Annotated in this window: 28 protein-coding genes, 1 tRNA gene and 1 pseudogene; 15 read left to right on the top strand and 15 right to left on the bottom strand. The window is 69.6% G+C overall.

Annotated elements, in window-relative coordinates:
• Window positions 1-3: 3 nt before the first annotated feature.
• A complete protein-coding gene (locus ACXJJ3_RS34375) occupies window positions 4-1173 on the bottom strand; it encodes an MFS transporter (protein ID WP_458166049.1) in 1170 nt (389 codons plus the stop codon).
• Window positions 1174-1274: 101 nt separating this feature from the next.
• Here ACXJJ3_RS34375 and ACXJJ3_RS34380 point away from each other — a divergent pair, with 101 nt between their 5' ends.
• The 4 genes from ACXJJ3_RS34380 to ACXJJ3_RS34395 all read left to right on the top strand — a co-directional run bounded on the left by ACXJJ3_RS34380 (window position 1275) and on the right by ACXJJ3_RS34395 (window position 4448).
• Window positions 1275-1802 (top strand): mycothiol transferase, encoded by a 528-nt coding sequence (locus ACXJJ3_RS34380; RefSeq protein WP_458166050.1) that lies wholly within the window; start codon window positions 1275-1277, stop codon window positions 1800-1802.
• Window positions 1803-1827: 25 nt separating this feature from the next.
• Entirely contained in the window at window positions 1828-2310 is a 483-nt protein-coding gene (locus tag ACXJJ3_RS34385) for a MarR family winged helix-turn-helix transcriptional regulator (protein WP_458166051.1), read from the top strand.
• An 85-nt stretch (window positions 2311-2395) separates the two neighbouring features.
• Window positions 2396-3817 carry an MFS transporter gene (locus tag ACXJJ3_RS34390; RefSeq protein WP_458166052.1) on the top strand — a complete coding sequence of 474 codons (1422 nt, stop codon included), beginning with the start codon at window positions 2396-2398 and terminating at the stop codon, window positions 3815-3817.
• Window positions 3810-4448 carry a TMEM175 family protein gene (locus tag ACXJJ3_RS34395; RefSeq protein ID WP_458166053.1) on the top strand — a complete coding sequence of 213 codons (639 nt, stop codon included), beginning with the start codon at window positions 3810-3812 and terminating at the stop codon, window positions 4446-4448. The genes ACXJJ3_RS34390 and ACXJJ3_RS34395 overlap by 8 nt, the downstream gene beginning before the upstream one ends.
• Here ACXJJ3_RS34395 and ACXJJ3_RS34400 read toward each other — a convergent pair.
• The 8 genes from ACXJJ3_RS34400 to ACXJJ3_RS34435 all read right to left on the bottom strand — a co-directional run bounded on the left by ACXJJ3_RS34400 (window position 4402) and on the right by ACXJJ3_RS34435 (window position 11093).
• On the bottom strand, window positions 4402-5940 hold the full coding sequence (locus tag ACXJJ3_RS34400; RefSeq protein ID WP_458166054.1) for a carboxylesterase/lipase family protein: 1539 nt from the start codon (window positions 5938-5940) through the stop codon (window positions 4402-4404). The two genes, ACXJJ3_RS34395 and ACXJJ3_RS34400, sit on opposite strands and share 47 nt — an antisense overlap.
• Window positions 5941-5997: 57 nt before the next feature.
• Entirely contained in the window at window positions 5998-6768 is a 771-nt protein-coding gene (cobF, locus tag ACXJJ3_RS34405; RefSeq protein WP_458166055.1) for a precorrin-6A synthase (deacetylating), read from the bottom strand.
• Between the two features lie 15 nt (window positions 6769-6783).
• Window positions 6784-7647 (bottom strand): hypothetical protein, encoded by an 864-nt coding sequence (locus ACXJJ3_RS34410; protein ID WP_458166056.1) that lies wholly within the window; start codon window positions 7645-7647, stop codon window positions 6784-6786.
• Window positions 7644-7844 (bottom strand): hypothetical protein, encoded by a 201-nt coding sequence (locus ACXJJ3_RS34415; protein WP_458166057.1) that lies wholly within the window; start codon window positions 7842-7844, stop codon window positions 7644-7646. The genes ACXJJ3_RS34410 and ACXJJ3_RS34415 overlap by 4 nt, the downstream gene beginning before the upstream one ends.
• Window positions 7841-8290: a hypothetical protein gene (locus tag ACXJJ3_RS34420; RefSeq protein WP_458166058.1), complete on the bottom strand. Its 450-nt coding sequence runs from the start codon at window positions 8288-8290 to the stop codon at window positions 7841-7843. The genes ACXJJ3_RS34415 and ACXJJ3_RS34420 overlap by 4 nt, the downstream gene beginning before the upstream one ends.
• 75 nt (window positions 8291-8365) lie before the next feature.
• Window positions 8366-9853: a glucose-6-phosphate dehydrogenase gene (gene zwf / locus ACXJJ3_RS34425; protein WP_458166059.1), complete on the bottom strand. Its 1488-nt coding sequence runs from the start codon at window positions 9851-9853 to the stop codon at window positions 8366-8368.
• Between the two features lie 57 nt (window positions 9854-9910).
• Window positions 9911-10384 carry a Type 1 glutamine amidotransferase-like domain-containing protein gene (locus tag ACXJJ3_RS34430; RefSeq protein WP_458166060.1) on the bottom strand — a complete coding sequence of 158 codons (474 nt, stop codon included), beginning with the start codon at window positions 10382-10384 and terminating at the stop codon, window positions 9911-9913.
• A 13-nt stretch (window positions 10385-10397) separates the two neighbouring features.
• Window positions 10398-11093 carry an IclR family transcriptional regulator gene (locus ACXJJ3_RS34435; RefSeq protein ID WP_458171979.1) on the bottom strand — a complete coding sequence of 232 codons (696 nt, stop codon included), beginning with the start codon at window positions 11091-11093 and terminating at the stop codon, window positions 10398-10400.
• A gap of 86 nt (window positions 11094-11179) precedes the next feature.
• Here ACXJJ3_RS34435 and ACXJJ3_RS34440 point away from each other — a divergent pair.
• A pseudogene (locus ACXJJ3_RS34440) lies at window positions 11180-11272 on the top strand (DUF1177 family protein); the annotation flags it as partial.
• Between the two features lie 61 nt (window positions 11273-11333).
• The gene (locus tag ACXJJ3_RS34445; protein ID WP_458166061.1) at window positions 11334-11852 is read left to right on the top strand and encodes a DUF1177 family protein; all 519 of its coding nucleotides are present in this window, start codon (window positions 11334-11336) and stop codon (window positions 11850-11852) included.
• Here the strand turns inward: ACXJJ3_RS34445 and ACXJJ3_RS34450 are convergent.
• Window positions 11849-12235, bottom strand: coding sequence for a VOC family protein (locus ACXJJ3_RS34450; RefSeq protein ID WP_458166062.1), 387 nt, complete (start codon window positions 12233-12235; stop codon window positions 11849-11851). The genes ACXJJ3_RS34445 and ACXJJ3_RS34450 overlap by 4 nt on opposite strands.
• A 59-nt stretch (window positions 12236-12294) precedes the next feature.
• Between ACXJJ3_RS34450 and ACXJJ3_RS34455 the strand changes: the two genes are divergently transcribed.
• The 3 genes from ACXJJ3_RS34455 to ACXJJ3_RS34465 are packed head-to-tail and all read left to right on the top strand — an operon-like array spanning window position 12295 to window position 14405.
• The gene (locus tag ACXJJ3_RS34455) at window positions 12295-12624 is read left to right on the top strand and encodes a YciI family protein (protein WP_458166063.1); all 330 of its coding nucleotides are present in this window, start codon (window positions 12295-12297) and stop codon (window positions 12622-12624) included.
• On the top strand, window positions 12621-13811 hold the full coding sequence (locus ACXJJ3_RS34460; RefSeq protein WP_458166064.1) for an RNA polymerase sigma factor: 1191 nt from the start codon (window positions 12621-12623) through the stop codon (window positions 13809-13811). The genes ACXJJ3_RS34455 and ACXJJ3_RS34460 overlap by 4 nt, the downstream gene beginning before the upstream one ends.
• 18 nt (window positions 13812-13829) lie before the next feature.
• A complete protein-coding gene (locus ACXJJ3_RS34465; protein WP_458166065.1) occupies window positions 13830-14405 on the top strand; it encodes a maleylpyruvate isomerase family mycothiol-dependent enzyme in 576 nt (191 codons plus the stop codon).
• Here ACXJJ3_RS34465 and ACXJJ3_RS34470 read toward each other — a convergent pair.
• Window positions 14402-15901, bottom strand: coding sequence for a serine hydrolase domain-containing protein (locus tag ACXJJ3_RS34470; RefSeq protein WP_458166066.1), 1500 nt, complete (start codon window positions 15899-15901; stop codon window positions 14402-14404). The two genes, ACXJJ3_RS34465 and ACXJJ3_RS34470, sit on opposite strands and share 4 nt — an antisense overlap.
• Window positions 15902-15999: 98 nt before the next feature.
• On the opposite strand from ACXJJ3_RS34470, the gene ACXJJ3_RS34475 reads away from it, so the two are divergent.
• On the top strand, window positions 16000-16533 hold the full coding sequence (locus ACXJJ3_RS34475; RefSeq protein WP_458166067.1) for a helix-turn-helix domain-containing protein: 534 nt from the start codon (window positions 16000-16002) through the stop codon (window positions 16531-16533).
• Here ACXJJ3_RS34475 and ACXJJ3_RS34480 read toward each other — a convergent pair.
• From ACXJJ3_RS34480 to ACXJJ3_RS34490, 3 genes are read right to left on the bottom strand one after another with little or no spacing between them, the layout of a single operon-like run.
• The gene (locus ACXJJ3_RS34480; RefSeq protein ID WP_458166068.1) at window positions 16467-17693 is read right to left on the bottom strand and encodes a class I SAM-dependent methyltransferase; all 1227 of its coding nucleotides are present in this window, start codon (window positions 17691-17693) and stop codon (window positions 16467-16469) included. The genes ACXJJ3_RS34475 and ACXJJ3_RS34480 overlap by 67 nt on opposite strands.
• Window positions 17690-18388 carry a DUF1365 domain-containing protein gene (locus tag ACXJJ3_RS34485; RefSeq protein ID WP_458166069.1) on the bottom strand — a complete coding sequence of 233 codons (699 nt, stop codon included), beginning with the start codon at window positions 18386-18388 and terminating at the stop codon, window positions 17690-17692. Before ACXJJ3_RS34485 ends, ACXJJ3_RS34480 begins: the two co-directional genes overlap by 4 nt.
• Window positions 18385-19632, bottom strand: coding sequence for an NAD(P)/FAD-dependent oxidoreductase (locus ACXJJ3_RS34490; protein WP_458166070.1), 1248 nt, complete (start codon window positions 19630-19632; stop codon window positions 18385-18387). Before ACXJJ3_RS34490 ends, ACXJJ3_RS34485 begins: the two co-directional genes overlap by 4 nt.
• A 97-nt stretch (window positions 19633-19729) precedes the next feature.
• Here ACXJJ3_RS34490 and ACXJJ3_RS34495 point away from each other — a divergent pair, with 97 nt between their 5' ends.
• The 4 genes from ACXJJ3_RS34495 to ACXJJ3_RS34510 are packed head-to-tail and all read left to right on the top strand — an operon-like array spanning window position 19730 to window position 23419.
• Window positions 19730-20626 carry a MerR family transcriptional regulator gene (locus ACXJJ3_RS34495; RefSeq protein WP_458166071.1) on the top strand — a complete coding sequence of 299 codons (897 nt, stop codon included), beginning with the start codon at window positions 19730-19732 and terminating at the stop codon, window positions 20624-20626.
• Window positions 20623-22089 (top strand): SDR family oxidoreductase, encoded by a 1467-nt coding sequence (locus ACXJJ3_RS34500; RefSeq protein WP_458166072.1) that lies wholly within the window; start codon window positions 20623-20625, stop codon window positions 22087-22089. Before ACXJJ3_RS34495 ends, ACXJJ3_RS34500 begins: the two co-directional genes overlap by 4 nt.
• On the top strand, window positions 22086-22523 hold the full coding sequence (locus ACXJJ3_RS34505; protein ID WP_458166073.1) for an SRPBCC family protein: 438 nt from the start codon (window positions 22086-22088) through the stop codon (window positions 22521-22523). The genes ACXJJ3_RS34500 and ACXJJ3_RS34505 overlap by 4 nt, the downstream gene beginning before the upstream one ends.
• Window positions 22520-23419, top strand: coding sequence for an SDR family NAD(P)-dependent oxidoreductase (locus ACXJJ3_RS34510; RefSeq protein ID WP_458166074.1), 900 nt, complete (start codon window positions 22520-22522; stop codon window positions 23417-23419). The genes ACXJJ3_RS34505 and ACXJJ3_RS34510 overlap by 4 nt, the downstream gene beginning before the upstream one ends.
• A 144-nt stretch (window positions 23420-23563) precedes the next feature.
• Here ACXJJ3_RS34510 and ACXJJ3_RS34515 read toward each other — a convergent pair.
• Window positions 23564-23635, bottom strand: a tRNA-Arg gene (locus tag ACXJJ3_RS34515).
• A gap of 80 nt (window positions 23636-23715) precedes the next feature.
• Here ACXJJ3_RS34515 and ACXJJ3_RS34520 point away from each other — a divergent pair.
• Complete coding sequence (locus ACXJJ3_RS34520; RefSeq protein WP_458166075.1) at window positions 23716-24549, top strand: hypothetical protein; 834 nt, start codon at window positions 23716-23718, stop codon at window positions 24547-24549.
• Window positions 24550-24632: the final 83 nt, after the last annotated feature.

Consider the following 24632-nt stretch of genomic DNA (forward strand, 5'->3'; position numbering starts at 1 on the left):
ATGCTACGTGCCCGAAACCCGCTGTGTTCTGGACCACAGCAGGACTCCCACCGTCAGCACCGCGCAGCAACCGCCCGCCACCATCACCACCGGCACGGACCACGCGTCCACGACCAGACCGCCCAGCAGCGCACCCGTCGACAGCACAGCTTGGAACGACGACGTGAACCACACGGTCGCCGCCTCCCGCGACTCCGGCGCAGCCTGGGCGAACATCGTCATCGAGCACACCGGTACGCCGCCGTACCCGAGCCCCCACACCACGAGCAGCGCCAACGCACCGGCCGTACTGCGACCGAGCACCGGCATCAGCAGCGTCGCCGTGGCGATCAACGCAGCGCAGGTAGTGAACGTGGCGGTGAGGTTGCGCGCCGCGAAGGTCCCCGCGACAGCGTTGCCGACCAGACCGGCGCCGCCGTAGACCAGCAGGAACAGCCCGATCAGCTCCGGGCGTACGACGTCCCGCAGGAACGGCGTGATGTACGTGTACGTCGCGAAGTGCGCCGTGACGATCAAACAGGTGACAAGCAAGGCCCATGGACTCCGACGCAAAGCCTTGGCGAGTACGACGGCCCGCGTGACCTGCAAGGGCGGCAGCGGAGGGACCGTACTGCGCAGAGCGACCAGGGCGACCAGTGCGAGCACCCCGAGCGCCGCGAACGACGTACGCCAGCCGGCCAGCTCACCAAGGAACGTGCCGGCCGGTACGCCGAGCACGGAGCCGAGAGGTACTGCGGAGAAGATCACCGCGGTCGCCCTGGCCGCCTGTGGTGCCGGCACCAGGCGTCCGGCGAGGCTGGCGCCGATCGACCAGAACGCGCCGAGGGTGAGCCCTACGAGAAACCGGGCGACCAGTTCGAGCCAGAACGCGGGCGCGGCGGCCGCCAGGAAGCCGGCCGCGGCCAGCAGCACCATGAGCGCGCAGAGCATCAGCCGCCGGTCCAGCCGGGCAGTGACGAGCGTGACGACCGGAGCGGACACGGCCGCGACCAGTCCGGGCATGGTCATCAGCAGCCCGGTCCGCCCGGGCGTGAGGTGGAACGAGGTGCCGATCGGCGTGAGCAGGCCGATCGGGAGGATCTCGGTGGTAGCGATCGCGAAGATCCCGAGCGTCACCGCGCCGACGCCGTACCAGCGCACGGCCGGCGACCGGGTTGCCGTCTGGAGTGTCATGTCCTCCAGGCAACCGGCGGCGCGCGTCTGCGGCTCGCGGTTTCGCGACAGTGCGGTCTGTCGCGAGCAGGACGTCGTTTTCCCGCCACTAGGGTTCGGCCATGACGCCGAGGAACCGGCCGTGGCCGGACGACGACTTGACCCTTCCGCAGTCGGTGCTCGGGTTCTTCCAGTTGATCCACACCACCGCGGTGAACAAGCTCGACGGCCTCGACGAGCAGCAGGCCCGGGCGACGCCGCTCGCGACCTCGCCGGTGATGAATCCGCTCGGCCTGATCAAGCACCTCACCGCGGTCCAGCGTCAGCACATCCAGCGCACGATCGGCGGTCAGGACCTGCCGTCGCTGTGGCGCTCCGAGGACCACGACTACGAGTTCCGGATCGGCGCGGACGAGACGATCGCGTCGGTGCTGGCGGCGTACGACGCAGAATGGGAGCGGTCGCAGGCGACGTTGCGGGCGGTCGACTGGGACGGTCTCGTCGGGGTACCACGGCCCGGTGCGGGTCGCGCGGCTGCTGGTCGACGTACTGCAGGAGTCGGCGCGGCACCTCGGGCACCTGGACGTGATCCGCGAGCTGGTCGACGGCGCGACCGGAGAATGATCCGGATCGGGATCATCTGCGGGTAGATGGTCCCGCGTTACCCTCGGAGGTATGGCGCAACTCCCGGAACGCACGGTCCCCGACCTCACCGGCTACCTGACGCACGCCGGGCACGTGCTGGAGACGCAGTTGTCCGCGGCGCTCGCCGAGATCGGGCTGACGCTGCGGATGCAGTGCGTGCTGCGGCACGCGCTCGAGGCGGAGCGCACCCAGATCCAGATCGCCGAGCTGTCCTACATGGACAAGACCACGATGGTCGTCACCGTCGACGCGCTCGAGAAGGCCGGGTACGCCGAGCGCAAGCCGTCGGCCACCGACCGCCGCGCACGGATCATCGCGGTCACCGACGCCGGTGCCCGGATCGCCGCCGAGGGTCAGCAGATCGTCGACCGGGTGCACGCCGAGGCTCTGGCCGCCCTCGCCGCGCCGCAGCGCCAGCCGTTCGTGGACGCGATGACCACGCTGGTCGACGGCCCGCTGGCGACCCCGGTCACCGCGCAGCCGGTCCGCCGCTCCCGGCAGCGTGCCGGCTGAATCATATCCTCCAATAGAAGATCGTCTATTACGGAACTATCTGTTAAGGTCTCTCCTGTCGGATGAAGGACAGGAGTGGACTGTGGTGACGGACGTAGCCGTGCGAGGCCGGGCCAAGGCGCTCGTGGTGCTCTGTGTGATGCAGCTGATGATCATCCTCGACGGGACCGTGGTGACGGTCGCCTTGCCTACGATCCAAGGGGATCTGGGCTTCTCGCAGGCCGGCCTGGCCTGGGTGATGAACTCGTACCTGATCGCGTTCGCGGGCCTGCTGTTGCTCGCCGGACGGATCGGGGACCTGATCGGCAGCAAGCGGGTGTTCCTCGCCGGGCTCGGGTTGTTCACCGCGGCGTCGCTGTTGTGCGGTCTGGCGACCAGTGCGGAGACCCTGATCGCCGGGCGGTTCCTGCAAGGCGTCGGCGGGGCCCTGGCGTCTGCTGTCATTCTCGGGATGATCGTGAGCCTCTTCCCGGCTCCTGCCGAGCAAGCACGCGCTATGGGCGTCTACAGCTTCACGGCGGCCAGTGGTGCGTCGATCGGGCTCATCTTCGGCGGTGTGATCACCCAGACCGTCGGCTGGTCCTGGGCGTTCCTGATCAACGTTCCGATCGGCCTGGTCGCGTTGGCGTTCGCTGTACGCCTTCTGCAGCAGCAGCCCGGTCTAGGCCTGGCCAACGGTGCTGACGTGCTGGGAGCGGTGCTGGTCACGGCAGGGCTCTCCTTGGGCGTCTACACGATCGTCCAGACAGCCGAGCCGCACGCGACGCTCACCCGGACTCTGGTGCAAGCAGGTGCCGCAGTTCTGCTGCTGGCGGCATTCGTCGTACGGCAGGCTCGGATCAAGCACCCACTGCTTGCCCTACGCATCTTCCGGCGCCGCCAGCTCACCGTCGCGAACGTCATCGTCGTACTGCTCTTCGCGGCCGGTTTCGGGTTCCAGTTCACGACGGCGCTCTATGTCCAGCGTGTGCTCGGCTACGACTCGCTCACGACTGGCCTGGCGTTCCTGCCGGCGCCGCTTATGAACGCGTTGATGTCGCTGTCACTCGCACCACGGCTCACGGTCCGCTTCGGCCCTCGCAAGATGCTGATTGCCGGGCTGGTCGTGTTCATGCTCGCCCTGCTCTGGATCAGCCGTGCCCCGGTCGATGGTTCGTACGTCGTCAACGTCGGGCCTGTGCTCGCCGTGATGGGTGCCGGCGTCGGCGTAGCCATTCCTGCATCGATCATGCTGGCCATGTCCGCCGCGGACCCGGCCGACGCCGGACTGGCCTCCGGCCTCAACAACACCGCCCAGCAAGCCGGAGCAGCCGTCGGTACGGCGGTACTCGCCTCCCTGGCTGCTTCGACGACCGCGCACCGGGCTGCCGACGGTGCGGGCAACCTCCTGGCGCTGCGGGACGGCTACGGCGCCGCATGGCTCGCTGCAGCCGGCTTTGTCCTCGCGGCGGCGCTGCTGGCTGTCGGCCTGCTCCGCAGTACGGCTACTGTTGTCCGCCGTGAGTAAGTCGAGGGACCCGGACCGGCTGGTGCTGTTCACGGATGCGGTCGTGGCGATCGCGATCACGTTGCTGGTGCTGCCGCTGGTCGACATGGTCCCCGAGGTCAAGGCCCACGGAGGCGAGGCGACCAGCGTGATCACCGAGCACCGGCAGGAGATCTTCACGTTCCTGCTGAGCTTCGTGGTGATCGCCAACTTCTGGCTCGGCCACCACCGGATCTTCGAGCACGTCCGCGTCTACACCTCGAGCATCCTGCGGCTGAACCTGCTCTGGCTGCTCGCGATCGTCGTACTGCCGTTCACGACCGAGGTCATCGGCGCGTTCCAGAGCGACCGGTTCGTCGCCGGTCTGTACATCGGAACGATCCTCGTGCTGAGCATCTGCCAGTCCGCGCTCGCCCTGCTGATCCGCGGGCACAAGGAGCTGGAGGCGCCGGGCAACCCGGTCGGCCGTCGGGAGATTGTCGGCTCCCTGGTGCTGACCGGGTTCACCCTGCTGGCGTTCCTGCTCGGGTCGCTGGTTCCGGGTGTGAACTTCTACGCGCTGTTGCTGCTGCTCCTACCGACGATCGTGATGCGGATCTGGCGCATCAGGCACCCAGAGCAGCCCAGAATCGACACTGGTGCTCAGAGCTGAGGTTGACCTGCTGGATGCCGTTCTGGTCGGTCGGGGCGAGTGAAACGCCGCTGACCGAACTGCTGGCGGTACGAGTCCACTGCGGACGACCAGGCCCGTTCGGGTCGCCCGTGCGGGCGAACGCCGTCCAATAGTCGATCATCTGGTTCGACAGCTCCTGCTGCGGCTTGGACATCGGGAAGTCGTAGCCACCGAGCCGGAACAGGTAGGGCAGCTCCATGGCGTGTGCAGCCCCCATTCCGGGCGCCGCGATCGGGGAGTGCTTGTCGGCGAACTCGTACGCGTACACCGGGACGTGCTTCGCAGCCTGCTGGTCCGTCGCGACCTGGGTGCACGACCAGATCCGGTCCGTCGTCACAGCACCCCATGCGGCCGCGGGCGACGCGTAACGGGACTGCGGGTAGTGCCGCAGTACCTGTGCCGCCTTGGACGCGCCCACCATGTTCTTCACGAGCGCCGGGTAGTCCTTGATGTCACCGAACGCGGCCAGCCACCCGTTGGCCTCGTCGTGGTTGTTGCCCGAGATGATCGGCACCCGGTGGAACAGCCCCGCCTCCATCGCCTTCGCCGGGCTGAACGGGACGGCCGCGGTGCCGCCGTACCCGATCTGGGTGAAGTTGAGCGTGTCGTCGACCAGGTCTTCGGCCTTGAGGGCGCGCAGGCACTCGATCGTCGTACAGGACAGCTTCTTGCCGGCCGCCCACTCCTTGCCGTTCGCCTCGACCTGGCGGACCGGGATCCACGGCGAGTCGGCGGGCTGACCCGGGTACTGGCTGTTCGCGGCCCAGTTGAACGCGCACGAGCCGCTCTGCATGATCGCCTTCGCGAACAGGCCTGTCGACGTCGGCGACGTCAGCTGCGCGCACACGCTCATCCCACCGGCCGACTCGCCCGCGACCGTGACATTGCGCGGGTCACCGCCGAACGCGGCCGCGTTCCGCTGTACCCAACGCAGCGCCGCCTGCTGGTCCTGCAGCCCGAAGGTGCCGGAACCAGGCAGCCCCGGATACCCGAAGAACCCGAAGATGCCGAGCCGGTAGTTGACCGTGACAACGACCACGTCGCCACGGGCCGCGAACTTCGACGCCTCGTAGCTGCTGCCGGCCCCGGAGAAGAACCCGCCGCCGGGCAGCCAGACGACCACCGCGCGCGGCTTGGCCGACGCCTTGGCCGGGGTGGTCACGTTGAGATAGAGGCAGTCCTCGGCGGACGAGCCGTTCGGCGCCTCGGAGTTCGCCTGCTGCGGGCACACGTCCCGGACCTTCGACGGCCGTACGCCGTTCCACGCCGCCGCGGGCTGCGGCGCCTTCCAGCGCAGCGCGCCGACCGGGGGAGCGGCGTACGGAATCCCGTCGTACACCAAAGCATCCCCAACGGCCTTGCCTGCAACCAGTCCCTTGTCTGTTCGTACGGCTTGCGCAGCCTCGCCGGGGCCTGCGAAGGCCACCAGCAAACTACCCGCCGCTGCCATCGTCGCCAAGATTCTCTTCATGCCCAGCAGCCTCTGCTGGACGGCACTTGTACGACTTCGGCCGGGAGGCTGAAAACACTAAGACTTTGGTCTACCCGAGCGCCTCAGCAAGTACGTATCCATGATCCAGCCCTTTCGCTCCCGGGCTTCGGCGCGGACCTTCTCGATCTCCGCCGCCACCTCGCGCACCGGCCCCGAGATCAACAGCTCGTCCGGCGTCCCCAGGTACGCGCCCCAATAGATCACCGCGTCCTGATCGAGATGCTGCGTGAACGCCGTCTGCGCGTCCAGCATCACCACGACATCGTCCACCCCGTCCGGCCACTCCGCCGCCAGCCGCCGACCGGTGGTGATCTGGATCGGCCGCCCGACCTGGTTCAGCCCGACCCGGTGCCGCGCGGCGAGCGTCGACACGCTGCTGATCCCCGGAATCACCTGAACCTCGAATGCGAGCTCGCCCCGCGCCTGGATGTCGTCCAGGATCGCCAGCGTGCTGTCGTACAGCGCCGGATCGCCCCAGACCAGGAACGCCCCGACCTGATCCTCGCCGAGCTCGGCCGCGATCATCGCGGCGATCACGTCGGCCCGGCGCCGCCGCCAGTCGTCGACGGCCTCGACGTACGCCGAAGTCGTCCGGTCGCGCTCCGGGTCCTGCCCGACGACGACGCGGTACTCCTTCGAGGTCGCGTACCGCCGGAGGATCTCGCCGCGCAGGTCGACCAGCTCCTGCTTGACCTCGCCCTTGTCGAGTACGAACAACACGTCGGCCCGGTTCAGCGCCGACACGCCCTGCATCGTCACCTGCTCCGGATCCCCCGCACCGACCCCGATGACCAGAATCTCCCGCATGACCCGGAGCCTATGTCAGCGGGAGAACTGCCACCGGATCTGGTCGCTGTCCGGCAGCACGATGACCGTGCCGCGGCCGAGCGTCCAGCCGTCGTGCAGCAGGAACATCCGGCCGCCGGACCCGGCCAGCAGCCGGAGGCCCGTGGTGCGGTAGTACAGCACCTTGCCGCCCTGGACGACCGGGGTCTCGACCACGCCCGGTCCCCGGACGCCGAGCGCGGTCGTGCTGATCGCGGTCACCCGGGGCAGCTGGGAGACGCCGGCCTGGATCTGCAGCGCGTACCCGCGTCCCACGATCGTCGCGTAGTCGGAGACCGCCCAGAACAGCGCGGCCGTGACCACGCCGCCGATCAGCAGCATCCGCAACGCCCGGTGCCAGACGGGCAGGACCTCCGGCGTGGAGTCACCCGTCGCGTTCCGGAGCCAGGCGCCGTACGCCGCGACAACGGTGCCGATGGCAACGACCAGTGGGGCGAACAACTGGACGCCGCTGCGCAGTACCGCGGCCAGCACGACGGCCACCGCGATCGCGACGAGTCCGGCGATCAGCGCGACCCGCGCGGACGTCCGCAGCACCGGTCGGGCGTCCGGACGACGGAGCGCGGCGCCGATCCGGCGATGGACGGCGAGGCCGCTGAGCGCGAGGCTGGCGACGACCAGCAGCGGCAGGTACAGCGAGCTGATGCTGTGCATGACGTAGTCCTGCGCCGAGAAGCCGAACAGGCTGACGTCCAGCCCCATCGCCCGCGCCTGCGTGTCGGTGCGGGCCCAGCCGAAGTAGATCATCAGCGTGGTGGCGATCGTCAGCGGCGGGCCCAGCGTGGTCAGTACCGACAGCACCGCCTGCAGCGGCGACTCCCGCGACGGTCCCTCGGTCATCCCGGTGACTCGCTCGGGGAAGGCACGGACTCAGGACTCGACGACGGACTCGGCGACTCCTCGTCCGTGGGCTCCGCACCGGGGGACTCGGCCTGCCCGCACTGCGTCTGACCCGCCACCCGTTCGAACTGCACGGTGACCTTCTCGCCCGGATGCGCCTGATGCCAGTCGACCGCGCGGGACAGCAGGTCCGTCACCAGCCCCGCGAGACAGTCGTTCGCCAACGGCGCCGGATCGGCGCCCGCGTTCTGCTCGACGGCCGACCACTGGCTGGTGTCGCCTCCACGGCCGCCTGGCAGACCGCGAGCATCGCCGTCGCGATCCCGGTGCCTTGCAGACCACCGGTGTCGTGGCTCAGATAGTCCTGCAGATTCGAGCACTTCCCGGCCGCCAGCGCGTTGTACGCCGGCCACGACGGCGTCGGGAACTGCGGATCCTTCGGCCCGAACGGCACCCAGGCCAACGATCCGCCGCCGCCCTGTCCACTGCCGCCCTGTCCACTGGTGCCCTGCCCGCCGGGCGTCGACGTCCCGACCTGCGACGTACCGGATCCACCCGAGCTGCCGGACGAGTTGTCGTTCGCGCCGCAGCCGGCCAGGACGCCGGACAAGACCAGCAGCGCGACGGTACGGCGCCACCCCATGGCCCCACCCCCAAAGGAACACCCCTCTGGAATCTCAGGGTGCCCGGGCCACGGCGCAGCGTCAACGACGAACGGCTACTCGCGCCACTCGCGCTCGAACGGGAGCCGCCAGGCGCGCGGGGCGATCAGCTGGTGGATCGCGTTCGGGCCCCAGGTGCCCGGCTGGTACGGCTTGGCCGGCGGCGGGTCCTCCAGCAGCGGCGCGGAGCGGTCCCACAGCGACTCGATGCCCTCGGCCGTCGTGAACAGCGTGTGGTCCCCGCGCATCGCGTCCAGGATCAACCGCTCGTACGCCTCCAGTACGTCGGCCGCGCCCGCCGTCTCCTGCGTCGAGAACTGCATCGACAGCTTCTCCAGCCGCATCCCCGGACCGGGGCGCTTGCCGTAGAACGACAGCGAGACCCGCGAGGAGTCGGCCAGGTCGAAGGTCAGGTGGTCCGGGCCCTCGGAGCCGACGCCGGAGCCGGCCGGGAACATCGTCTTCGGCGCCTCCTTGAACGCGATCGAGATGATCCGCTGGCCCTCGGCCATCTTCTTGCCGGTGCGCAGGAAGAACGGCACACCGGCCCAGCGCCAGTTGTCGATCTCGACCCGCAGCGCGATGAACGTCTCGGTGTCGGAGTCCGGCGCGACCCCTTCCTCGCCGCGGTAGCCGGAGTACTGCCCGCGGACCACGTCGCCGGGGTTGATCGGCAGCATCGACCGGAAGACCTTGTTCTTCTCCTCCGAGATCGCCCGCGGCTCCAGGGCGGTCGGCGGCTCCATCGCGACGAACGACATCACCTGCATCAGGTGCGTGACGACCATGTCCTTGTACGCGCCGGTCGGCTCGTAGAAGGTGGCCCGCTGGTCCAGGCCGAGCGACTCCGGGATGTCGATCTGCACGTGGTCGATGAAGTTCCGGTTCCAGATCGGCTCGAACAGGCCGTTCGCGAACCGGAACGCGAGGATGTTCAGCGCCGCTTCCTTGCCGAGGAAGTGGTCGATCCGGAAGATCTGCGACTCGTCGAAGGTCTCGTGCACGAAGTCGTTCAGCTGGATCGCGCTGGCCAGGTCGTCACCGAACGGCTTCTCCATCACCACCCGGGCGCGCTCCACCAGACCGGCGTCGCGGAGCATCGCGATCACCGCCTGGGCGGCCTTCGGGGGCACCGACAGGTAGTGCAGCCGCCGGGTGTCCGGGCCGAGCAGCTCCTCGGCCTTCTTCACCGCCGCCGCCAGCGCCTCCGGCCCGGCCGTCACCGGCACGTACTCGATCCGGTCCGCGAACTGCGCCCACTGCTCGTCGGTCATCTTGTGGGTGCCGAACTTCTCCACCGCCTGCCGGGCCCGGTCCCGGAACTCGTCGCAGCTGAGCTCCTCGGTCGCGGTCCCGATGATCCGCACGTCCGGCGCGAACTTCGACTGCTGCAGGTACGCCAGCCCGGGCAGCAGCTTGCGCTTGGCCAGGTCACCGGTCGCGCCGAACAGCACGATCACGTGCGGCGCCAGCGGCTCCGGATCCCGCCGCGACGGGCGCGACCCGGGCGCCGGGTACGCAATGGTCTGGGTACGGTCTGGCATGTTTCGGTCCTCCCGAGGACGTCACCGGAGCCCTCAGTCTAGGCACTCCCGCGTGAACTACCGGTGTACGTCGAACCTCGCCTCGGCCCCCAGCAGCGCGGACAGATCGCTGCCGGCCGCGATCTCCTGCGGAGCAGCGCCCCGGCGGAACAACCGCCCTCCCGCCGGAAGCCCGGCGAGGTTCGTCCCGGCGCTCGACCCGATGTACGGCGCGCCGCCGCGGACCCGGTTCCGGATCACCTCCAGGTCGCCGCGTTCGTGCAGCGTCTTGACCAGCCGGAACGTGTTCCCGCCACCGACGAAGGCCGCCGCGGCGGACGCCAGCGGCGCGGTGTGGGCGCCGACGACCGACACCCCGAGCGGTTCCAGCGCGGCCCGGATCTTCGCGGTGTAGCCGTCGTGGTCGGACAGCGCGTACGGGACGAACACGAGCTCGTCGACACCGCGCAGTACCTCGCGCAACGCGTCCAGCGCGTGCTCGAGGAACGGGCGGCCGTGGGTGGCGGAGTTCGAGAGCAGCAGCAGTTCCACGGGGGATGATCCTTCAGCGTCGGCGGGCGGGGGTGCGGTGCGCGAGCAGGTTGCTCAGTTCTTCGGTTGCCTCCAGCAACCGTGGGACGTGGTCCCGGATGTCGCCGGGCAGTTCCTCGGTCTTGCCCTCGACCACGGTCAGCGATCCGATCGGGCGGCGGCCGAGCCGGACCGGCGCCGCGATCGCCCGGGTGGCGGCATCGTACTCGCCGTCGGCGAACGCCCAGCCGGTCTGCACGGTGTCCTCGAAGACCCGTTCCAGCGCGGCCTCGTCGACCTCGGTGAGGTCGGTGAACCGGGCGAACGGCCGGCCGGACAGCAGCGCGCGGCGCTCGTTGCGGTCCAGGAACGCGAAGTACGCCCGGGACGTCGCGCCGGCGTGCGCCGGGTACAGGTCGCCGACCAGCGGGTGGCTGCGCAGCGGGCCGCCGCCACCGTCGACGGCGGCGATGCAGCGCACGTGGAAACCGTCCGGGATCGTGAACGTCGCGGTCCGCTCGGTGTCCCGCGCGAGCCGCTCGAGCACCGCGTCGGCGAGCGCGGCGAGCCCGCCGGTCCGTTCCCACAGCGCGGCCATCCGCCACATCGTCGGCCCGAGGCTGTACCGCCGGCTGATCGGGTCGGAGCGCAGGAAGCCGCGGAACGCCAGCGCCGCGAGCAGTCGCTGCGCCGACGACTTGTCGATGCCGAGCTCGTCGGCGAGCTCCATCACGCCCCAGTCCCGGCGCTGCTCGGAGTACGAGATCAGGATCTGCAGGGCCCGGGCTCGGGGCGCGGCCGGAGCGGATCGGGTTCGTGTCCGACGGCGACGGTGCGCTGGTCGCGCTCGCGGTGGCCGCCAAGCTCGGGCCGATGGCCCGCCGCGGCGACCGGCTGCCGGGCGACGTGATCGTCGCGACGCACGTCTGCCCGGACGCGCCGACCCGGCCGCACGACCCGGTGCCGTTCAATGGACTCGCCGGTGGACGTCGGCGCGATGAACGCGCACGAGGTCGAGCCCGCGATGGAGGCGGTGCTCTCGGTCGACACCACCAAGGGCAACCGGATCGTCAACCACCACGGGTTCGCGATCTCGCCGACTGTGAAGGAGGGCTGGATCCTCCGGGTCAGCGAGGACCTGCTCGAGCTCGCGTCCCAGGTCACCGGCCGGCTGCCCGCCGTACTGCCGCTGACGATGCAGGACATCACGCCGTACGGGAACGACGTTTACCACGTGAACTCGATCCTGCAGCCGTGTACGGCGACCGCCGCGCCGGTGGTCGGCGTGGCGATCACCACCGAAACCGCGGTCCCGGGCTGCGGAACCGGCGCCACCGATCTGGCCGGCGTCGAGTCCGCCGCCCGGTTCTGCGTCGAGGCCGCGAAGAGCTACGGCGCCGGCATCTGCGCGCTGTACGACCCGACCGACTTCGACCGGCTCACCACCCGCTACGGCTCGATGCGGCACCTCCAGACGATGGGAAGCTAGGCGTTCTGCCAGAGTCCGAGGACGTTGCCCTCCGGGTCCTTGAAGTAGGCGGCGAAGCCCATGTCGCCGACCGGCATCTTCTCGCCGACGCGTTCGCCGCCGAGGCTTTCGATGGTCTTCCAGGCGGCGTCGATGTCCGCCACGTCCACGGTCAGCACGGGCCGGGTGAGGTCGGCGTTGTCGGCGCTGCGCTGGAACATCCCGCCGTTGATGAAGCCCGGCTCGGTCGGCATCTGCTGCTCGTTCACCGGCCCTGTGGACACCATCGTGTAGTTCATCTCGGGCATCTCCAGCACGTTCCACCCGAAGGCTTCGCGGTAGAAGGCCCGCGCTCGCTCACCGTCGTCGTACGGCACCTCGAAGTGCACGATCCGGCCAGTCATCGGTGTACCTCCCCCAAAGAGTTCCTTGCTGCCGACGCTAGACCTGCGAGGATGAGGACGTGAAGTACCTGCTGATGATCTGTGGAGACGAGTCGGCCGCGGCGCACGCCAACGACGGCTGCGGAGGCTGGACCGAGGAGATGCAGGCCCGTGGCGTGGTGGCCGGCGGGGCCGGGCTGCGGCCGCCGGACGAGGCGACCACGGTCCGGGTGCGGTCCGGCGAACTGCTGCTCACCGACGGGCCGTTCGCGGAGACCAAGGAGCAGATCGGCGGCTTCGTGCTGATCGACTGCGCGGACCTGGACGAGGCGATCGAGATCGCGGGCAAGCACCCGGCGGCGGGCTACGGCACGATCGAGATCCGGCCGGTCCTCGAGCCGCCGGTGTGACGTTCGAGGAGATCTACCGGCAGGAGTGGGGCCAGTTGGTCGCCACGCTGATCCGGGTGACCGGCGACTGGGAGCTGGCCGAGGAGTGCGCGCAGGAGGCCTTCGCCGCGGCGCTGCAGCGGTGGCCTTCCGATGGCGTACCGGACCGTCCCGGAGCGTGGCTCACGACGACGGCGCGCAACCGTGCGATCGACTGGTTGCGACGGGAGGCCGTAGGCGCTGCCAAGCTGCAGCAGGTGGCAGCGTTGGGCGTCGAGCCGTCGGAGCCCGCGTACGACGTACCGGATGATCGGCTGCGGCTCATGTTCACCTGTTGCCACCCCGCGCTGGCGATGGAGGCCAGGGTGGCGTTGACGCTGCGGACACTGGCCGGTCTGAGTACGGCGGAGATCGCACGCGCGTTCCTGGTGCCGGAAACGACCATGTCCAAGCGGCTGACCCGTGCCAAGCAGAAGATCCAGCACGCCGGCATCCCGTACCGCGTACCGCCCGCACACCTCCTGCCGGAGCGCACACCCGCCGTACTGGCTGTTCTGTACCTCCTGTTCAACGAGGGGTACTCCGACGTCGTCCGGAGCCAGCTGAGCAGTGAAGCGATCAGGCTGGCGCGACTGCTCGTGCAGCTGATGCCGGACGAACCTGAAGCCGGCGGGCTGCTCGCACTGATGCTGCTGCACGACGCGCGCCGGGACGCGCGGCTGGCCCCGGACGGCGCCCTGGTGACGCTGGACGACCAGGACCGCGCTACCTGGGACTACACGCAGATCGCCGAGGGTACGGCGGTCCTCGACGCAGCGTTGGGTCATGGCGCTGCCGGCCCGTACCAGATCCAGGCGGCCGTTGCCGCCTGTCACGCGACCGCTCGTACGGCGGACGACACCGACTGGTCCCAGATCGCCGCGCTCTACGCCCAGCTCCCGCAGACCCCGGTTGTCGCCCTCAACCGCGCCGTGGCGATCGGTATGGCCGACGGGCCCGCGGTCGGCCTACGCGCCGTCGACGAACTCGCGGCCGGCCCGTTGACCGGCTACCACCTGCTCCCGGCGACCCGGGCCGACTTCCTCCGCCGCCTGAACCGCCTGGCCGAGGCTGCCACCGCCTACCGTGAGGCCCTGACTCTGGCCACCACCGAGGCCGAACGGCTGTACCTGCAGAAAAGACTGCAGGAGGTGTCTGTCCCGCGCTGAGCCGTTCGTCGGTGAGGTATGACGGACATCAGAAGTGCTGTGGCGGGAGAGCGGACCGAGCTGGCGGAGCTGCTGGCCAGGCTGCCGGAGACGGACTGGGACAAGCCGACGCTGTGTGCCGGCTGGCGGGTGCGCGAGGTCGTCGCGCACATCACCATGCCGTACCGGATCCGCATGCCGCAGTTCCTGGCCGGGCTGGTACGGGCCGGCGGCAACTTCAACCGGTACGCCGACCGGCAGGCGCGGCGGGACGCGTCGACGCTGACGTCGGGCGAGCTGGTCGACTGCCTGCGACAGAACGTCGACAACCCGTGGAAGCCGCCGGGCGGGGGTTACGAGGGCGCCCTGTCGCACGACGTGATCCACGGCCTCGACATCACCGTTGCCCTCGGCATCGACCGCCAGGTACCCCTCGACCGGCTCCGGCGGATCCTCGACGGGCTGCAGCCCCGGCAGCTCAGGTACTTCGGCGTCGACCTCACCGGCGTACAGCTGCAGGCAACGGACCTTGACTGGACCTACGGTGCCGGTGAGCCACGCACCGGCACCGCCCAGGACCTCCTGCTCCTGGTGAGCGGCCGCAAGATTCCTTAGAGCAGACTGCGGCTGTAGGCCGTCGCTTTGCGGGTGCCGGCCGCGTGGAAGCGGAACAGCCGCCCGCCGTCGCGCAGCCAGGCGACCTTGCCGTCGTCGGCGCGGACGAAGTTGGCGCGGGTGTGCGAGGGCGTACCGTCCGGGTTGAGCGCCAGGACGTAGTCCTTGCGGTAAAAGACGAAGCGGAGCATCGTCTGACCGCCAACGCTCGCGACCAGCTCGCCGTCCTCCGCTTTGACGTCCAGGCCGATCTCCTCGGGCTTGCCGTCGAAACCGATCTGCTGGGCGACGTACGTCCCCTCGTACTCGGCCAGCCGCGCCGGCGGCAGCTCCCGCGGTACGGCGGGCAGGTTGTTCACTCCTGCGAACTCCTGCAGCGCCCAGTCGTCGGCGAACAGCTCAGCGACCAGGAACGGCCCGCTTTCCGAGTTGGTGAGCAACGTGATCGCGAAGTCCCGCTCCGGAATGAACAGGAACCCGGAGTGCTGTCCTGACCAGTCACCACCGTGCTGCACGACGATCGGGCCCTGGGCCGTCGGACGCAGCATCCAGCTCACGCCGACACCGTTCAGCTCCACGAACAGCGTGCCGCCCGGACCAGGGTGCGATTGCATGGCCCGCCGGGTGCGTTCGCTGATCACCTGCGGGAGGTCGCGGTGCCCGAGCTGGAAGCGTGCGTACCGCAGCTGGTCGCGTGCACTCGAGATCAGCCCGCCGACCGCGGACAGCCCTCGCGGGACCCGGTCGAACGACGGCTCCACGACCGGCTTCCCGTTCACGATGTTGTGCGACGCGGCGACGCTGAATCCGGCCAGCTCGCTGCGGAAGTACCGGCTGTGGTCCAGGCCGAGCGGGTCGATGACCAGCTCGCGGACGGCGGTCTCGTACGTCTTCCCGTACACGGTCTCGAGGATCAGCCCGGCGACGCCGATCGCGGCGTTGTTGTACGAGAACACCTTCCCGAGCGGGGTCAGCTGCGGGATCTTCGTCATGTCCGCGACGTACTTCGCGAGCGCGTCGTCGCCGTCGCCGGTGTCCTCGAAGTAGTCGCCCTGCCAGCCGGCCGAATGGTTCAGCAGCTGCCGCACGGTGACCCGGGCCGACACCGCCGGGTCCGCGACCGCGAAGTCCGGCAGGTACGCGCGGACCGGCCGGTCCAGGCTGATCCGGCCGCGCTCGGCGAGCCGCATGATCGCGGTCGCGGTGAACGTCTTGGTGGTCGAGCCGATCCGGAACACGGTGTCCCCGGACACCGGCTCGTTCGTGTCGACGCTGGTCACGCCGAAGCCGCGGACGTACTCGCGGCCGCGGTACCAGACGCCGAGCCCGGCGCCGGGGATCGCGTACTTGGCCATCCCGGCCTGGATCTTCTCCGCCAGCCGCCCGATCGCGACCGGTTCGGTGGCAGGGGTTGCCGATGACGGCAGAGTGGTGGCCGCCGCGACCGGGAACGCGGCAGCGGCGGACTTGAGCACGGTACGACGGGTGAGCGACACGTCAAGGTCTCCTCGGGGCGAATGGATGGTACCGATGCCGCTATTATTACCACCATTGGTATCAATGGATACCCTGAAAGATCCCTGATGGAGAGCCGATGGAGGAGTCACCGACCCCGGTGCTGGACGTCCTGCTGCACCCGATCCGCTGGCGGATCGTGCAGCGCGTGCTGGGCCGAGAGGTCACCACCACCGATCTCAGGCGGGACCTGCCCGACATCCCCGCCACCACGCTGTACCGGCACGTCGCCGCGCTGATCGACGCCGGCTACCTGACCGTGGTCCGGGAGCGCAAGGTGCGCGGGACGACCGAGCGGACGCTCAGCCTCGACCAGACCACGGTCGGCCGGATCGACGCCCGCGAGGCGCGTGCGATGACGCCGGACCAGCACCGGCAGGCGTTCCTGATGATGCTGACCCGGCTGGCCGCCGACTTCGACCGCGTCGTCGAGCACGGCGACCTGTATCCACGGATGGACCAGGTCGGCTACTCGCAGCTCGCGATGTACCTGAGCCCGGAGGACATGGTCGGCTTCCGCGAGCGGTTCGCCGAGCTGATCGAGCCCTACCTGGCCGAAGCTCCCGGCAAGGACCGTGTGGTGCTGTCGGTGTTCTCCCTCCCGGACAGCTGAGTCAGCCGCAGCTGCGCGACGTCGAGGTACCCGGACGCGAACCCGGCCTCGCTGTAGGCCAGATAGAACTCCCAGGTACGCCGGAACGTCTCGTCGAAGCCTTCCGCCCGGACGGTCCGCCAGTTGGCGAGGAACGTCCGTCGCCACCGGCGGAGCGTCTCCGCGTAGTCGGCGCCGAACCGGTAGTCCTCGTCGACCCGCAGCGCGGTGTGCCGCGCGAGCGTCTCGTCGATCGCGGTCCGGGACGGGATCAGCCCGCCGGGGAAGATGTACTTCTGGATCCAGCCGTACGACTTCCGGGTGGCGAGCATCCGCTCGTGGTCCATCAGGATCGCCTGCAGCGCAACGGTTCCGCCGGGTGCGAGCAGCCGGTCGATCGTGCGGAAGTACTCCGGCCAGTACTCCGCGCCGACCGCCTCGATCATCTCGACGCTGACGACCGCGTCGTACGAACCGGTCACCGCGCGGTAGTCCTGCAGCCGCAGGTCGACCCGGTCGGCCATCCCCACCTCGGCCACGCGCTTCTGGGCCAGCTGCAGCTGCTCGGTCGACAACGTGATGCCGACGACCTGCGCGCCGCGCCGGGCGGCGGCGATCGACAGAGTGCCCCAGCCGATTCCGATCTCCAGCAGCCGGGTGCCCGGACCGACGCCGGCCTGGTCGAGGATGCGCTCGACCTTGCGTTTCTGCGCCTCCTCGAGGTCCAGGCCGGGCCGCTCGAACAGGGCCGAGCTGTACGTCATCCCAGGGTCGAGGAACGCGCCGAACAGCGCGTTGCTGAGGTCGTAATGGGCCCGGATGTTGCTTCGGGCACCTGTCGGCGTGTTCCGCTGCCGGCCGGGCATCCGCTGGTCGACGACCCGGCGGAACCGCACCAACGAGTGCGGTACGAGCTCCGCGACCCGGGCGGCGAACGGCGTCAGCAGCTCGCCCAGGTCGGTCCCGTCACCGGCTCGCCAGTCGCCCGCCTGGTACGCCTCGCCCAGCCCGATCTTCGGGCTCCGGGCCAGTCGTCCGTACAGCGCCTGCGGCCGGACGATCTGCAGCACCGGGGCGTCCGCGCCGCCCCCACCGCGCACCGTGCCGTCCGGGTAGACGGCACGGACCGGAACCTGATCGAGGATCCTGTCGACGATCAGCCGGGCGAGTCGCGCCCTCATCGTGCTCCTTCCTGGAGAGGTCGCTTGATCACCGGCAGCCGTCGCGCCCACAGCCAGACGCCGTGCATCCGGATCAACGCCGACACCCGTTGGGTCATCAACGGCATCCGTAGGGCGGCCGCCAGAACGGCCCGTCGAGTAGCAGGTCGCGGTACGCCGTCGAAGCTCGCGCCGAACACCGCCCGGTCGTCCTGGGACAGCGTGACCTGGACCCTGACGTGTTCCCGGTCCAGCTCGAACGTGAGGTTGTAGCTGCCCGACACCTCGTAGAAGGGGGAGACGTAGAACTCCTTGGCGGTACGGGCGTTCCCGTTCGGGTCAGGGCGGAGCAGGTACGCGTGTCGTTGGCCGTACGTGTTGTGGACCTCGGCCACGACGTACGGGCCGTCGATGCACCAGTAGACGGTGATCGGGTCGAAGACGTGACCTAATACCCGCGCGTTCGCGAGCATGAGGACGCGGCCGTCGTACTCGATGTCGTTGTCGGCCAGGTAGCGCCGGAGGTCCAGGTGGTCGCGGCTGTCGAAGCGGGCGAGCGGACGCAGGTACCAGGGCAGCCGCGGCACGTCGTCCAGGTCGATCAGCCACTGATACGCCCGATGCCGGAACGCATGCCGCACCGCACCGGACCGCCCGTGCCGGACGAAGCCGGTGACGATCGCCGGGAGTGGGGGTAGCTCACCGACGACCGTCACCAGCGGACCCCGAAGGACGCGGCCGCCGCGACACCGGCGCGGCAGCCGTCCTCATGGAAGCCCCAGCCGTGGTACGCCCCCGCGAACGCGACCCGGCCGGTGTTGAGCCCCGCCAACCGGCTCTGTGCGCCAACTGCGTCAGGGGTGTAGATGGGATGCCGGTAGTCCATCCGGGCGATCACCTTCGCCGGATCGACCGTCTCGGCACCGTTGAGCGTCACCAGGTACGTCTCGTCCGTGTCCAGCCCCTGCAGCCGGTTCATCCAGTACGTCGTCAACGGAGCACCCGGGCGTACTACGTAGTTCCACGAGGCGCGGGCGTTCTTCGTGACGGGAAGCAAGGACGCATCCGTGTGCAGGACTGTCTCGTTGCGGCTGTACTCGAACGGACCGAGCACAGCCTTCTCCTGCGGCGTCGCGTCGGTCAGCAGATCCAGGGCCTCGTCGGCGTGCGTGGCGACGACGACCCGGTCGAACTCGAGGGTGCCGCCGTCAGCAACGGTCACCGTGACGCCGTCCGGATGGCGCTGCACGGACCGCACCGGCCGGCCGGCGCGTACTGCGTTCAGCCGGCTGGCTACGGCGACGACGTACGTCCGGGAGCCGCCTGTGACGGTCATCCACTGCGGGGAGCCGCCGACGGAGAGCATGCCGTGGTGATCGAGGAACCGGAACAGATAGCGGGCCGGATACGTCAGGGCCGAGCTGCCGCCGCAGGACCACACGCACGAGACCACGGGGACGGCGTACAGCCGGATGAAGTCAGGGCTGAAGTTCTCCGCCTCGAGGAAGTCGCCGAACGTCAGCACGTCGTAGTCGTCGGTCCGGGTCACGTAGTCGGCGGCGCGGCGGTGGAAGCGGCGGACCTCCGTCAGCAGGCGCAGGAAATGCGGGTCCGCGATCCGGCGGCGCTGCGCGAAGATCCCGGTCGCACCCCGTCCGCCCGCGAACTCCAGCCCGCTGGCGGGGTCGCTGATGCTCATGCTCATCTCGGTCGGCTGCGTCCGGACGCCGAGCTCGTCGAACAGCCGCCGCAGCAGCGGGTAGGTGCGGGTGTTGTGCACGATGAAGCCGGTGTCGACCGCGAGCCGGCGTCCGGCGGGGTCGGTGACGGAGTGGGTGTGGGCGTGGCCGCCGAGCCGCGGCCCGGCCTCGAGGAGGGTGACGTCGAACTGGCGGGCGAGCAAATAGCCGGCGGTCAGGCCGGACACGCCGGCGCCGATCACAGCCACGGACTCGGTCATCGAAGAAGCCCTCCTAGGCTGTCTAAGGTCTGTCTAGAGATTAGACACGCTGATCCAGGTTAGTCAAAGGTCTGTCTAGAGTTTGTATAGTGATCTCATGGAGACTTCGGTGCCGGGCGGTCTGCGGATCGGTGCGCTGAGCAAGCGCGCGGGTGTCAGCGAGCACGTACTCCGCGCCTGGGAGAGCCGCTACGGCCTGCTGTCACCGACCCGTTCGCCCGGCGGCTTCCGGCTGTACTCGGAAGTCGACGTACGGCGGGTGCAGCGGATGCGGGCGTATCTTGCCGACGGCCTGTCCGCGGCTGAGGCAGCCCGAGCAGTGCTGGCCGAGCCAGGCTCCGTCGTTACGGTCGTTACGCGTGAACCGGACCCCGTTGCTGTTCGTACGGCTGCCGTAGGCGCGGCGGCGAGCCTGCAGGTCGCGTTGGACGATCTGGACGAGCGGGCCGCGCACGTCGTACTGGACGAGCTGTTCGGCGCGTTGTCGATCGAGGCGGTGCTCCGCGACGTACTCATCCCGTACCTGCACGAGCTGGGGGACCGATGGGCGCGTGGGGACGTGACGGTCGGCCAGGAGCACTTCGCGAGCAACGTGATCCGCTCCCGGCTCGCCGCGCTGTCCCCGGGATGGGGTGGCGGCCAGGGCCCGCGGGCCGTGCTGGCCTGTCCGCCCGGTGAACTGCACGACATCGCCCTGCTGTCGTTCGGTCTCGTACTGCGGCGTTCCGGGTGGCGGGTGGTGTTCCTCGGCGCCGACTCGCCGCTGGCCGATATCGAACGGACCGCCGAGGTCTTCGACCCGGACCTGGTGATGCTCGCTGCCTCCGACCAGGCCCGCTTCGACACGATCCGGCCCGAGCTGGTCCGGCTGTCCCAGCGCCGCCGGCTCGCGCTGGCCGGCGCCGGAGCCGCTCCGGACCTCGCGGCGGCCGTCGGAGCGGAGTACGTCGCGGACGACCCGGTCACCGCGGCCGAGCGGTGGGCCGAGCGATGACGCGGGTCCTGGTCACCGGAGCCACCGGCTACATCGGCGGCCGGCTCGTCCCGGAGCTGCTCGCTGCCGGGTACGACGTCCGCGTGCTGGCGCGGCGCGCGGAGCGCCTCGACGGCCGTCCGTGGCGGTCCCGGATCGAGGTCGCCGAGGGCGATGCCGCCGACCCGGTCGCCCTGACGAAGGCGCTGGCCGGCGTCGACGTCGCGTACTACCTGATCCACTCGCTCGGCACCGGCCGCCGGTTCGAGGAGCGCGACCGCCGGATGGCGCTCGGCTTCGGGGTCGCCTGCCGCGAGTCGGAGGTCGGCCGGATCGTGTACCTCGGCGGGCTGTACCCGGACGGCGAGGAGCTGTCGCCGCACCTCGGGTCCCGGCGTGAGGTGGGCGAGATCCTGCTCGCCAGCGGCGTACCGACGACCGTGCTGCGCGCGGCGGTGATCATCGGCTCGGGGTCCGCGTCGTTCGAGATGCTGCGCTATCTGACCGAGCGGCTGCCGGTGATGGTGACGCCGCGCTGGCTCGAGACGCGGATCCAGCCGATCGCGGTCCGCGACGTACTGCACTGCCTGGTCGGCTCCGCCCGGATGCCGGCCGACGTCAGCCGCGGCTTCGACATCGGCGGCCCGGACGTACTGACGTACCGCGCGATGATGCAGCGGTACGCCGCCGTCTCCGGCCTCCGTCCGCGCCGGATCCTGACCCTCCCGCTGCTCAGCCCCGGGCTGTCGAGCCACTGGGTCGGACTGGTCACGCCGGTGCCCAGCGGCATCGCCCGCCCGCTGGTCGACAGCCTCGTCCACGAGGTGGTCTGCAAGGAACACGACATCGACCGGTACGTCGCCCCGCGCGACCCGATCGGCTTCGACCGCGCCGTCGAGCTCGCACTCAAGAAGGTCCACGACCTGGACGTGAGTACGTCGTGGGCGTCCGCCGCGACCCCCGGCGCGCCGAGCGACCCGCTGCCGGGCGACCCGGACTGGAGCGGCGGGTCGCTGCACGTCGACGAGCGCGACTGCACGGTCGACGCGTCACCGGAGCAGCTCTGGACGGTGATCGAGGGCATCGGCGGGCGCCGCGGCTGGTACTCCTGGCGGCTCGGCTGGTGGACCCGCGGCCTGCTCGACCGGGTCGTCGGCGGTCCTGGCCTGCGCCGCGGCCGGCTGCACCCGGACACGCTGGCCGTCGGCGATCCGCTCGACTGGTGGCGCGTCGAGGCGATCGACCGCGGCCGGCTACTCCGGCTGCGCGCCGAGATGCGCCTGCCCGGCGAGGCCTGGCTGGAGCTGCGCGCCGGGAACGACGAACGCGGCCGCACGGTGTTCCGGCAACGCGCCCTGTTCCATCCACGCGGACTGCCGGGGGAGCTGTACTGGGCGGCGATCAGTCCGTTCCACGACGTCGTCTTCGGAGGGATGCAACGCAACATCGCGCACGCAGCCGAACGAGCAGAGGAGCCCCGATGATCGTCGTCGAACGCGAAGTAGCCGTCGCTGCCACCCCCGAGCGGGTCTTCGACTACCTGTCCGACTTCCGCACCACCGAGGAGTGGGACCCCGGCACCGTCCACACGACCCTGCTGTCCGGAGACGGCGGCCTGGGATCGAGGTACCGCAACATCTCCCGCTTCAACGGCCGCGAGACCGAACTGATCTACGTCGTCGAGGACTACAGCCGCCCCGACCGGATCGTCCTCCGCGGCGAGAACCGCACAATCGTTGCCCGCGACACCATGACGTTCCGCGAGGACGCCCACATCACCAGAGTCACGTACCGAGCAGAGTTCCACCTCAAGGGCCTGGCCCGCCTGGCAGAACCCTTCCTCCGCAAGCCTTTCGACCACTTGGGCGAAGAAGCCGAAGAAGGCCTCCGCGCAGCCCTAGGACGGCTGGCAGCATGACCACAGACACTCTCCTGGACCGCCTGGTGATCCCCGGCTACACCAAACTCGGCTACGCCCTCCGCCGCCGCACCTGGCCCCCGGGCGACCCCAAACCCCAAGCCTTACAAGGCAAAACCGTAATAGTCACCGGCGCAAGAACCGGCCTAGGCAAAGCAACTGCAGCAGCCCTAGCCGCCCTAGGCGCAAAAGTCCGCCTAGCAGTAAGAGACCCCGCCAAAGCCACCAACGCCCTAGCTGACCTCCGATCCACCGGAGGCACCTACACCCTCGACCAGTGCGACGTAGCTGACCTCACCTCAGTCCGCACCTACGCAGCAACCATCAACGAACCCATCCACGCCCTGATCCACAACGCAGGCGTAATGCCCCCCAAACGAACCGAAAGCCCCCAAGGCCACGAACTAACCCTCGCCACCCACGTCCTGGGGCCCCTACTCCTAACAGACCTGATCCACCCCACCCGAGCCATCTTCATCTCCTCCGGCGGCATGTACACCCAACCCGTCCCCAAAGACTCCGAGTACCAAGACGCCCCCTACAAACCCGCAGTCGCCTACGCCCGCAGCAAGCGAATCCAAGTAGCCCTAACCCCGCTCATGGCGACCCACTTCGCCCCCACCACGATCGCCACAATGCACCCCGGCTGGTCCGAAACCCCAGGCCTGACAGCATCGCTACCAGGCTTCTCCCGACTGACGAAACCCCTGCTGAGGACACCAGCCGAGGGCGCGGACACGGCGGTATGGCTAGCAGCCACCGAACCAGCACCCCCCGCGGGACAGTTCTGGCACGACCGCAAGATCCGCCCGACCCACTACACCCGCCGCACCATGACCCCCGCCACGTCAACAGCAACCACCTGGACCTACTGCCGCGAACAAGCAGCCATCTAAACGAACCACCCGATCGCCCGCGCGACGCCGGGGGGTCCGGGGGGCGAAGCCCTCCCGGGGCGGGTTCTGGGGGCTCCGCCCCCAGAAAACACGGCGGCCGATCGATGTGCGCTTTCTGCACACAAGGATCGGCCAGATCGGTCGCGCCCCCGGCAGGATTCGAACCTGCGCACCCGCCTCCGGAGGGCGGTGCTCTATCCCCTGAGCTACGGGGGCTCAGGAACGAGCAGAACATTAGCAGCATGTTCATGCCATTTCCGAATCGGGGGCCTCCGGCGTGGGGTAGAAGTCTGGACATGCGCAAACCAGGGATCTCTCTTGTTGTCGTGCTAGCCGCCCTCCTCCTGCCCACCCAGGCCCAGGCCGTCACCGGATGGCACGTTGTCGGGTCCGACAACGCCCGCCCGTTGGACGAGAGTCAGGGGCTGGCCACGGTCACCCGCGGCGGCAGCACGCAGTACCGCTACACAGGTGTCGGGACCATCCCGTCGGACCTCCTGGTCCGTGGCTGGAACCATGTCGGCGACCCGGGCGCGTCCCAGGGCTGGTACGTCGAGCCGTACCAGCGGGACGACCGCGGCGGGAAGCTGTACCGCGTGCAGTCGCCGGACGGTACGTGGGCCAACTACACGCACGCCCTGGAGTCCTGGGAGGCGAACAACAACAGCTTCGCGGCGGTGAGCCCGGACGCCCAGTGGCTGGTCACGGGGGAGTGGGGCACGATGGACCGCCTCCTGGTCCTCCCGATGCCGGGTGTTGCCGCCACGGACCCGTCGAAGAACCTTGCGTACGCTGCCGCGATCCGCCTGGACCACCAGGTCCGTGACGTCCAGGGCTGCGATTTCGTGAACGCCACTCAGCTCCTGTGCTCCTCCGACGACCCGGACGGCAGCCTGTTCGGTACGACGAAGCCGTTGCTCCAGGTGGACCTGTCCGCGCCTGTCGGCTCGAGCGACGTCACCGGCCATGTCACCTCGCTCGGCCAGCTCCCGCTGCAAAGTAGCTGCTCCGGCAACTTCGAGGTGGAAGGCCTCGACTACTACGAGCAGGACGGCACCCTGCGCGTCGTGGTGATGTCCCCGGGCGTCTGCGTCGGCATCGACAGCAAGACGTACCGGTTCCAGCGCTGAGCTAAGGACCCCCACCCATCGGTCCCTGAGCGGACCCTGGAACCCCGGCGCGGTGGCATCCGGCACGCCTCGAGCACCGTCAT

Source organism: Kribbella sp. WER1, assembly GCF_054189145.1.

Bases quoted from the DNA above. Each gene is read 5' to 3' on its own strand.
- ACXJJ3_RS34380 (WP_458166050.1), top strand. From the start codon at position 1,275: ATGACGCCGAGGAACCGGCCGTGGCCGGACGACGACTTGACCCTTCCG.
- ACXJJ3_RS34400 (WP_458166054.1), bottom strand. From the start codon at position 5,940: ATGAAGAGAATCTTGGCGACGATGGCAGCGGCGGGTAGTTTGCTGGTG.
- ACXJJ3_RS34500 (WP_458166072.1), top strand. From the start codon at position 20,623: ATGACGCGGGTCCTGGTCACCGGAGCCACCGGCTACATCGGCGGCCGG.
- ACXJJ3_RS34465 (WP_458166065.1), top strand. From the start codon at position 13,830: ATGACGGACATCAGAAGTGCTGTGGCGGGAGAGCGGACCGAGCTGGCG.
- ACXJJ3_RS34510 (WP_458166074.1), top strand. From the start codon at position 22,520: ATGACCACAGACACTCTCCTGGACCGCCTGGTGATCCCCGGCTACACC.
- ACXJJ3_RS34505 (WP_458166073.1), top strand. From the start codon at position 22,086: ATGATCGTCGTCGAACGCGAAGTAGCCGTCGCTGCCACCCCCGAGCGG.
- ACXJJ3_RS34475 (WP_458166067.1), top strand. From the start codon at position 16,000: ATGGAGGAGTCACCGACCCCGGTGCTGGACGTCCTGCTGCACCCGATC.
- ACXJJ3_RS34450 (WP_458166062.1), bottom strand. From the start codon at position 12,235: ATGACTGGCCGGATCGTGCACTTCGAGGTGCCGTACGACGACGGTGAG.
- ACXJJ3_RS34410 (WP_458166056.1), bottom strand. From the start codon at position 7,647: ATGACCGAGGGACCGTCGCGGGAGTCGCCGCTGCAGGCGGTGCTGTCG.
- zwf (WP_458166059.1), bottom strand. From the start codon at position 9,853: ATGCCAGACCGTACCCAGACCATTGCGTACCCGGCGCCCGGGTCGCGC.
- ACXJJ3_RS34490 (WP_458166070.1), bottom strand. From the start codon at position 19,632: ATGACCGAGTCCGTGGCTGTGATCGGCGCCGGCGTGTCCGGCCTGACC.
- ACXJJ3_RS34495 (WP_458166071.1), top strand. From the start codon at position 19,730: ATGGAGACTTCGGTGCCGGGCGGTCTGCGGATCGGTGCGCTGAGCAAG.
- cobF (WP_458166055.1), bottom strand. From the start codon at position 6,768: ATGCGGGAGATTCTGGTCATCGGGGTCGGTGCGGGGGATCCGGAGCAG.
- ACXJJ3_RS34375 (WP_458166049.1), bottom strand. From the start codon at position 1,173: ATGACACTCCAGACGGCAACCCGGTCGCCGGCCGTGCGCTGGTACGGC.
- ACXJJ3_RS34520 (WP_458166075.1), top strand. From the start codon at position 23,716: ATGCGCAAACCAGGGATCTCTCTTGTTGTCGTGCTAGCCGCCCTCCTC.
- ACXJJ3_RS34480 (WP_458166068.1), bottom strand. From the start codon at position 17,693: ATGAGGGCGCGACTCGCCCGGCTGATCGTCGACAGGATCCTCGATCAG.
- ACXJJ3_RS34445 (WP_458166061.1), top strand. From the start codon at position 11,334: ATGGACTCGCCGGTGGACGTCGGCGCGATGAACGCGCACGAGGTCGAG.
- ACXJJ3_RS34420 (WP_458166058.1), bottom strand. From the start codon at position 8,290: ATGGGGTGGCGCCGTACCGTCGCGCTGCTGGTCTTGTCCGGCGTCCTG.
- ACXJJ3_RS34385 (WP_458166051.1), top strand. From the start codon at position 1,828: ATGGCGCAACTCCCGGAACGCACGGTCCCCGACCTCACCGGCTACCTG.
- ACXJJ3_RS34435 (WP_458171979.1), bottom strand. From the start codon at position 11,093: ATGGAGCTCGCCGACGAGCTCGGCATCGACAAGTCGTCGGCGCAGCGA.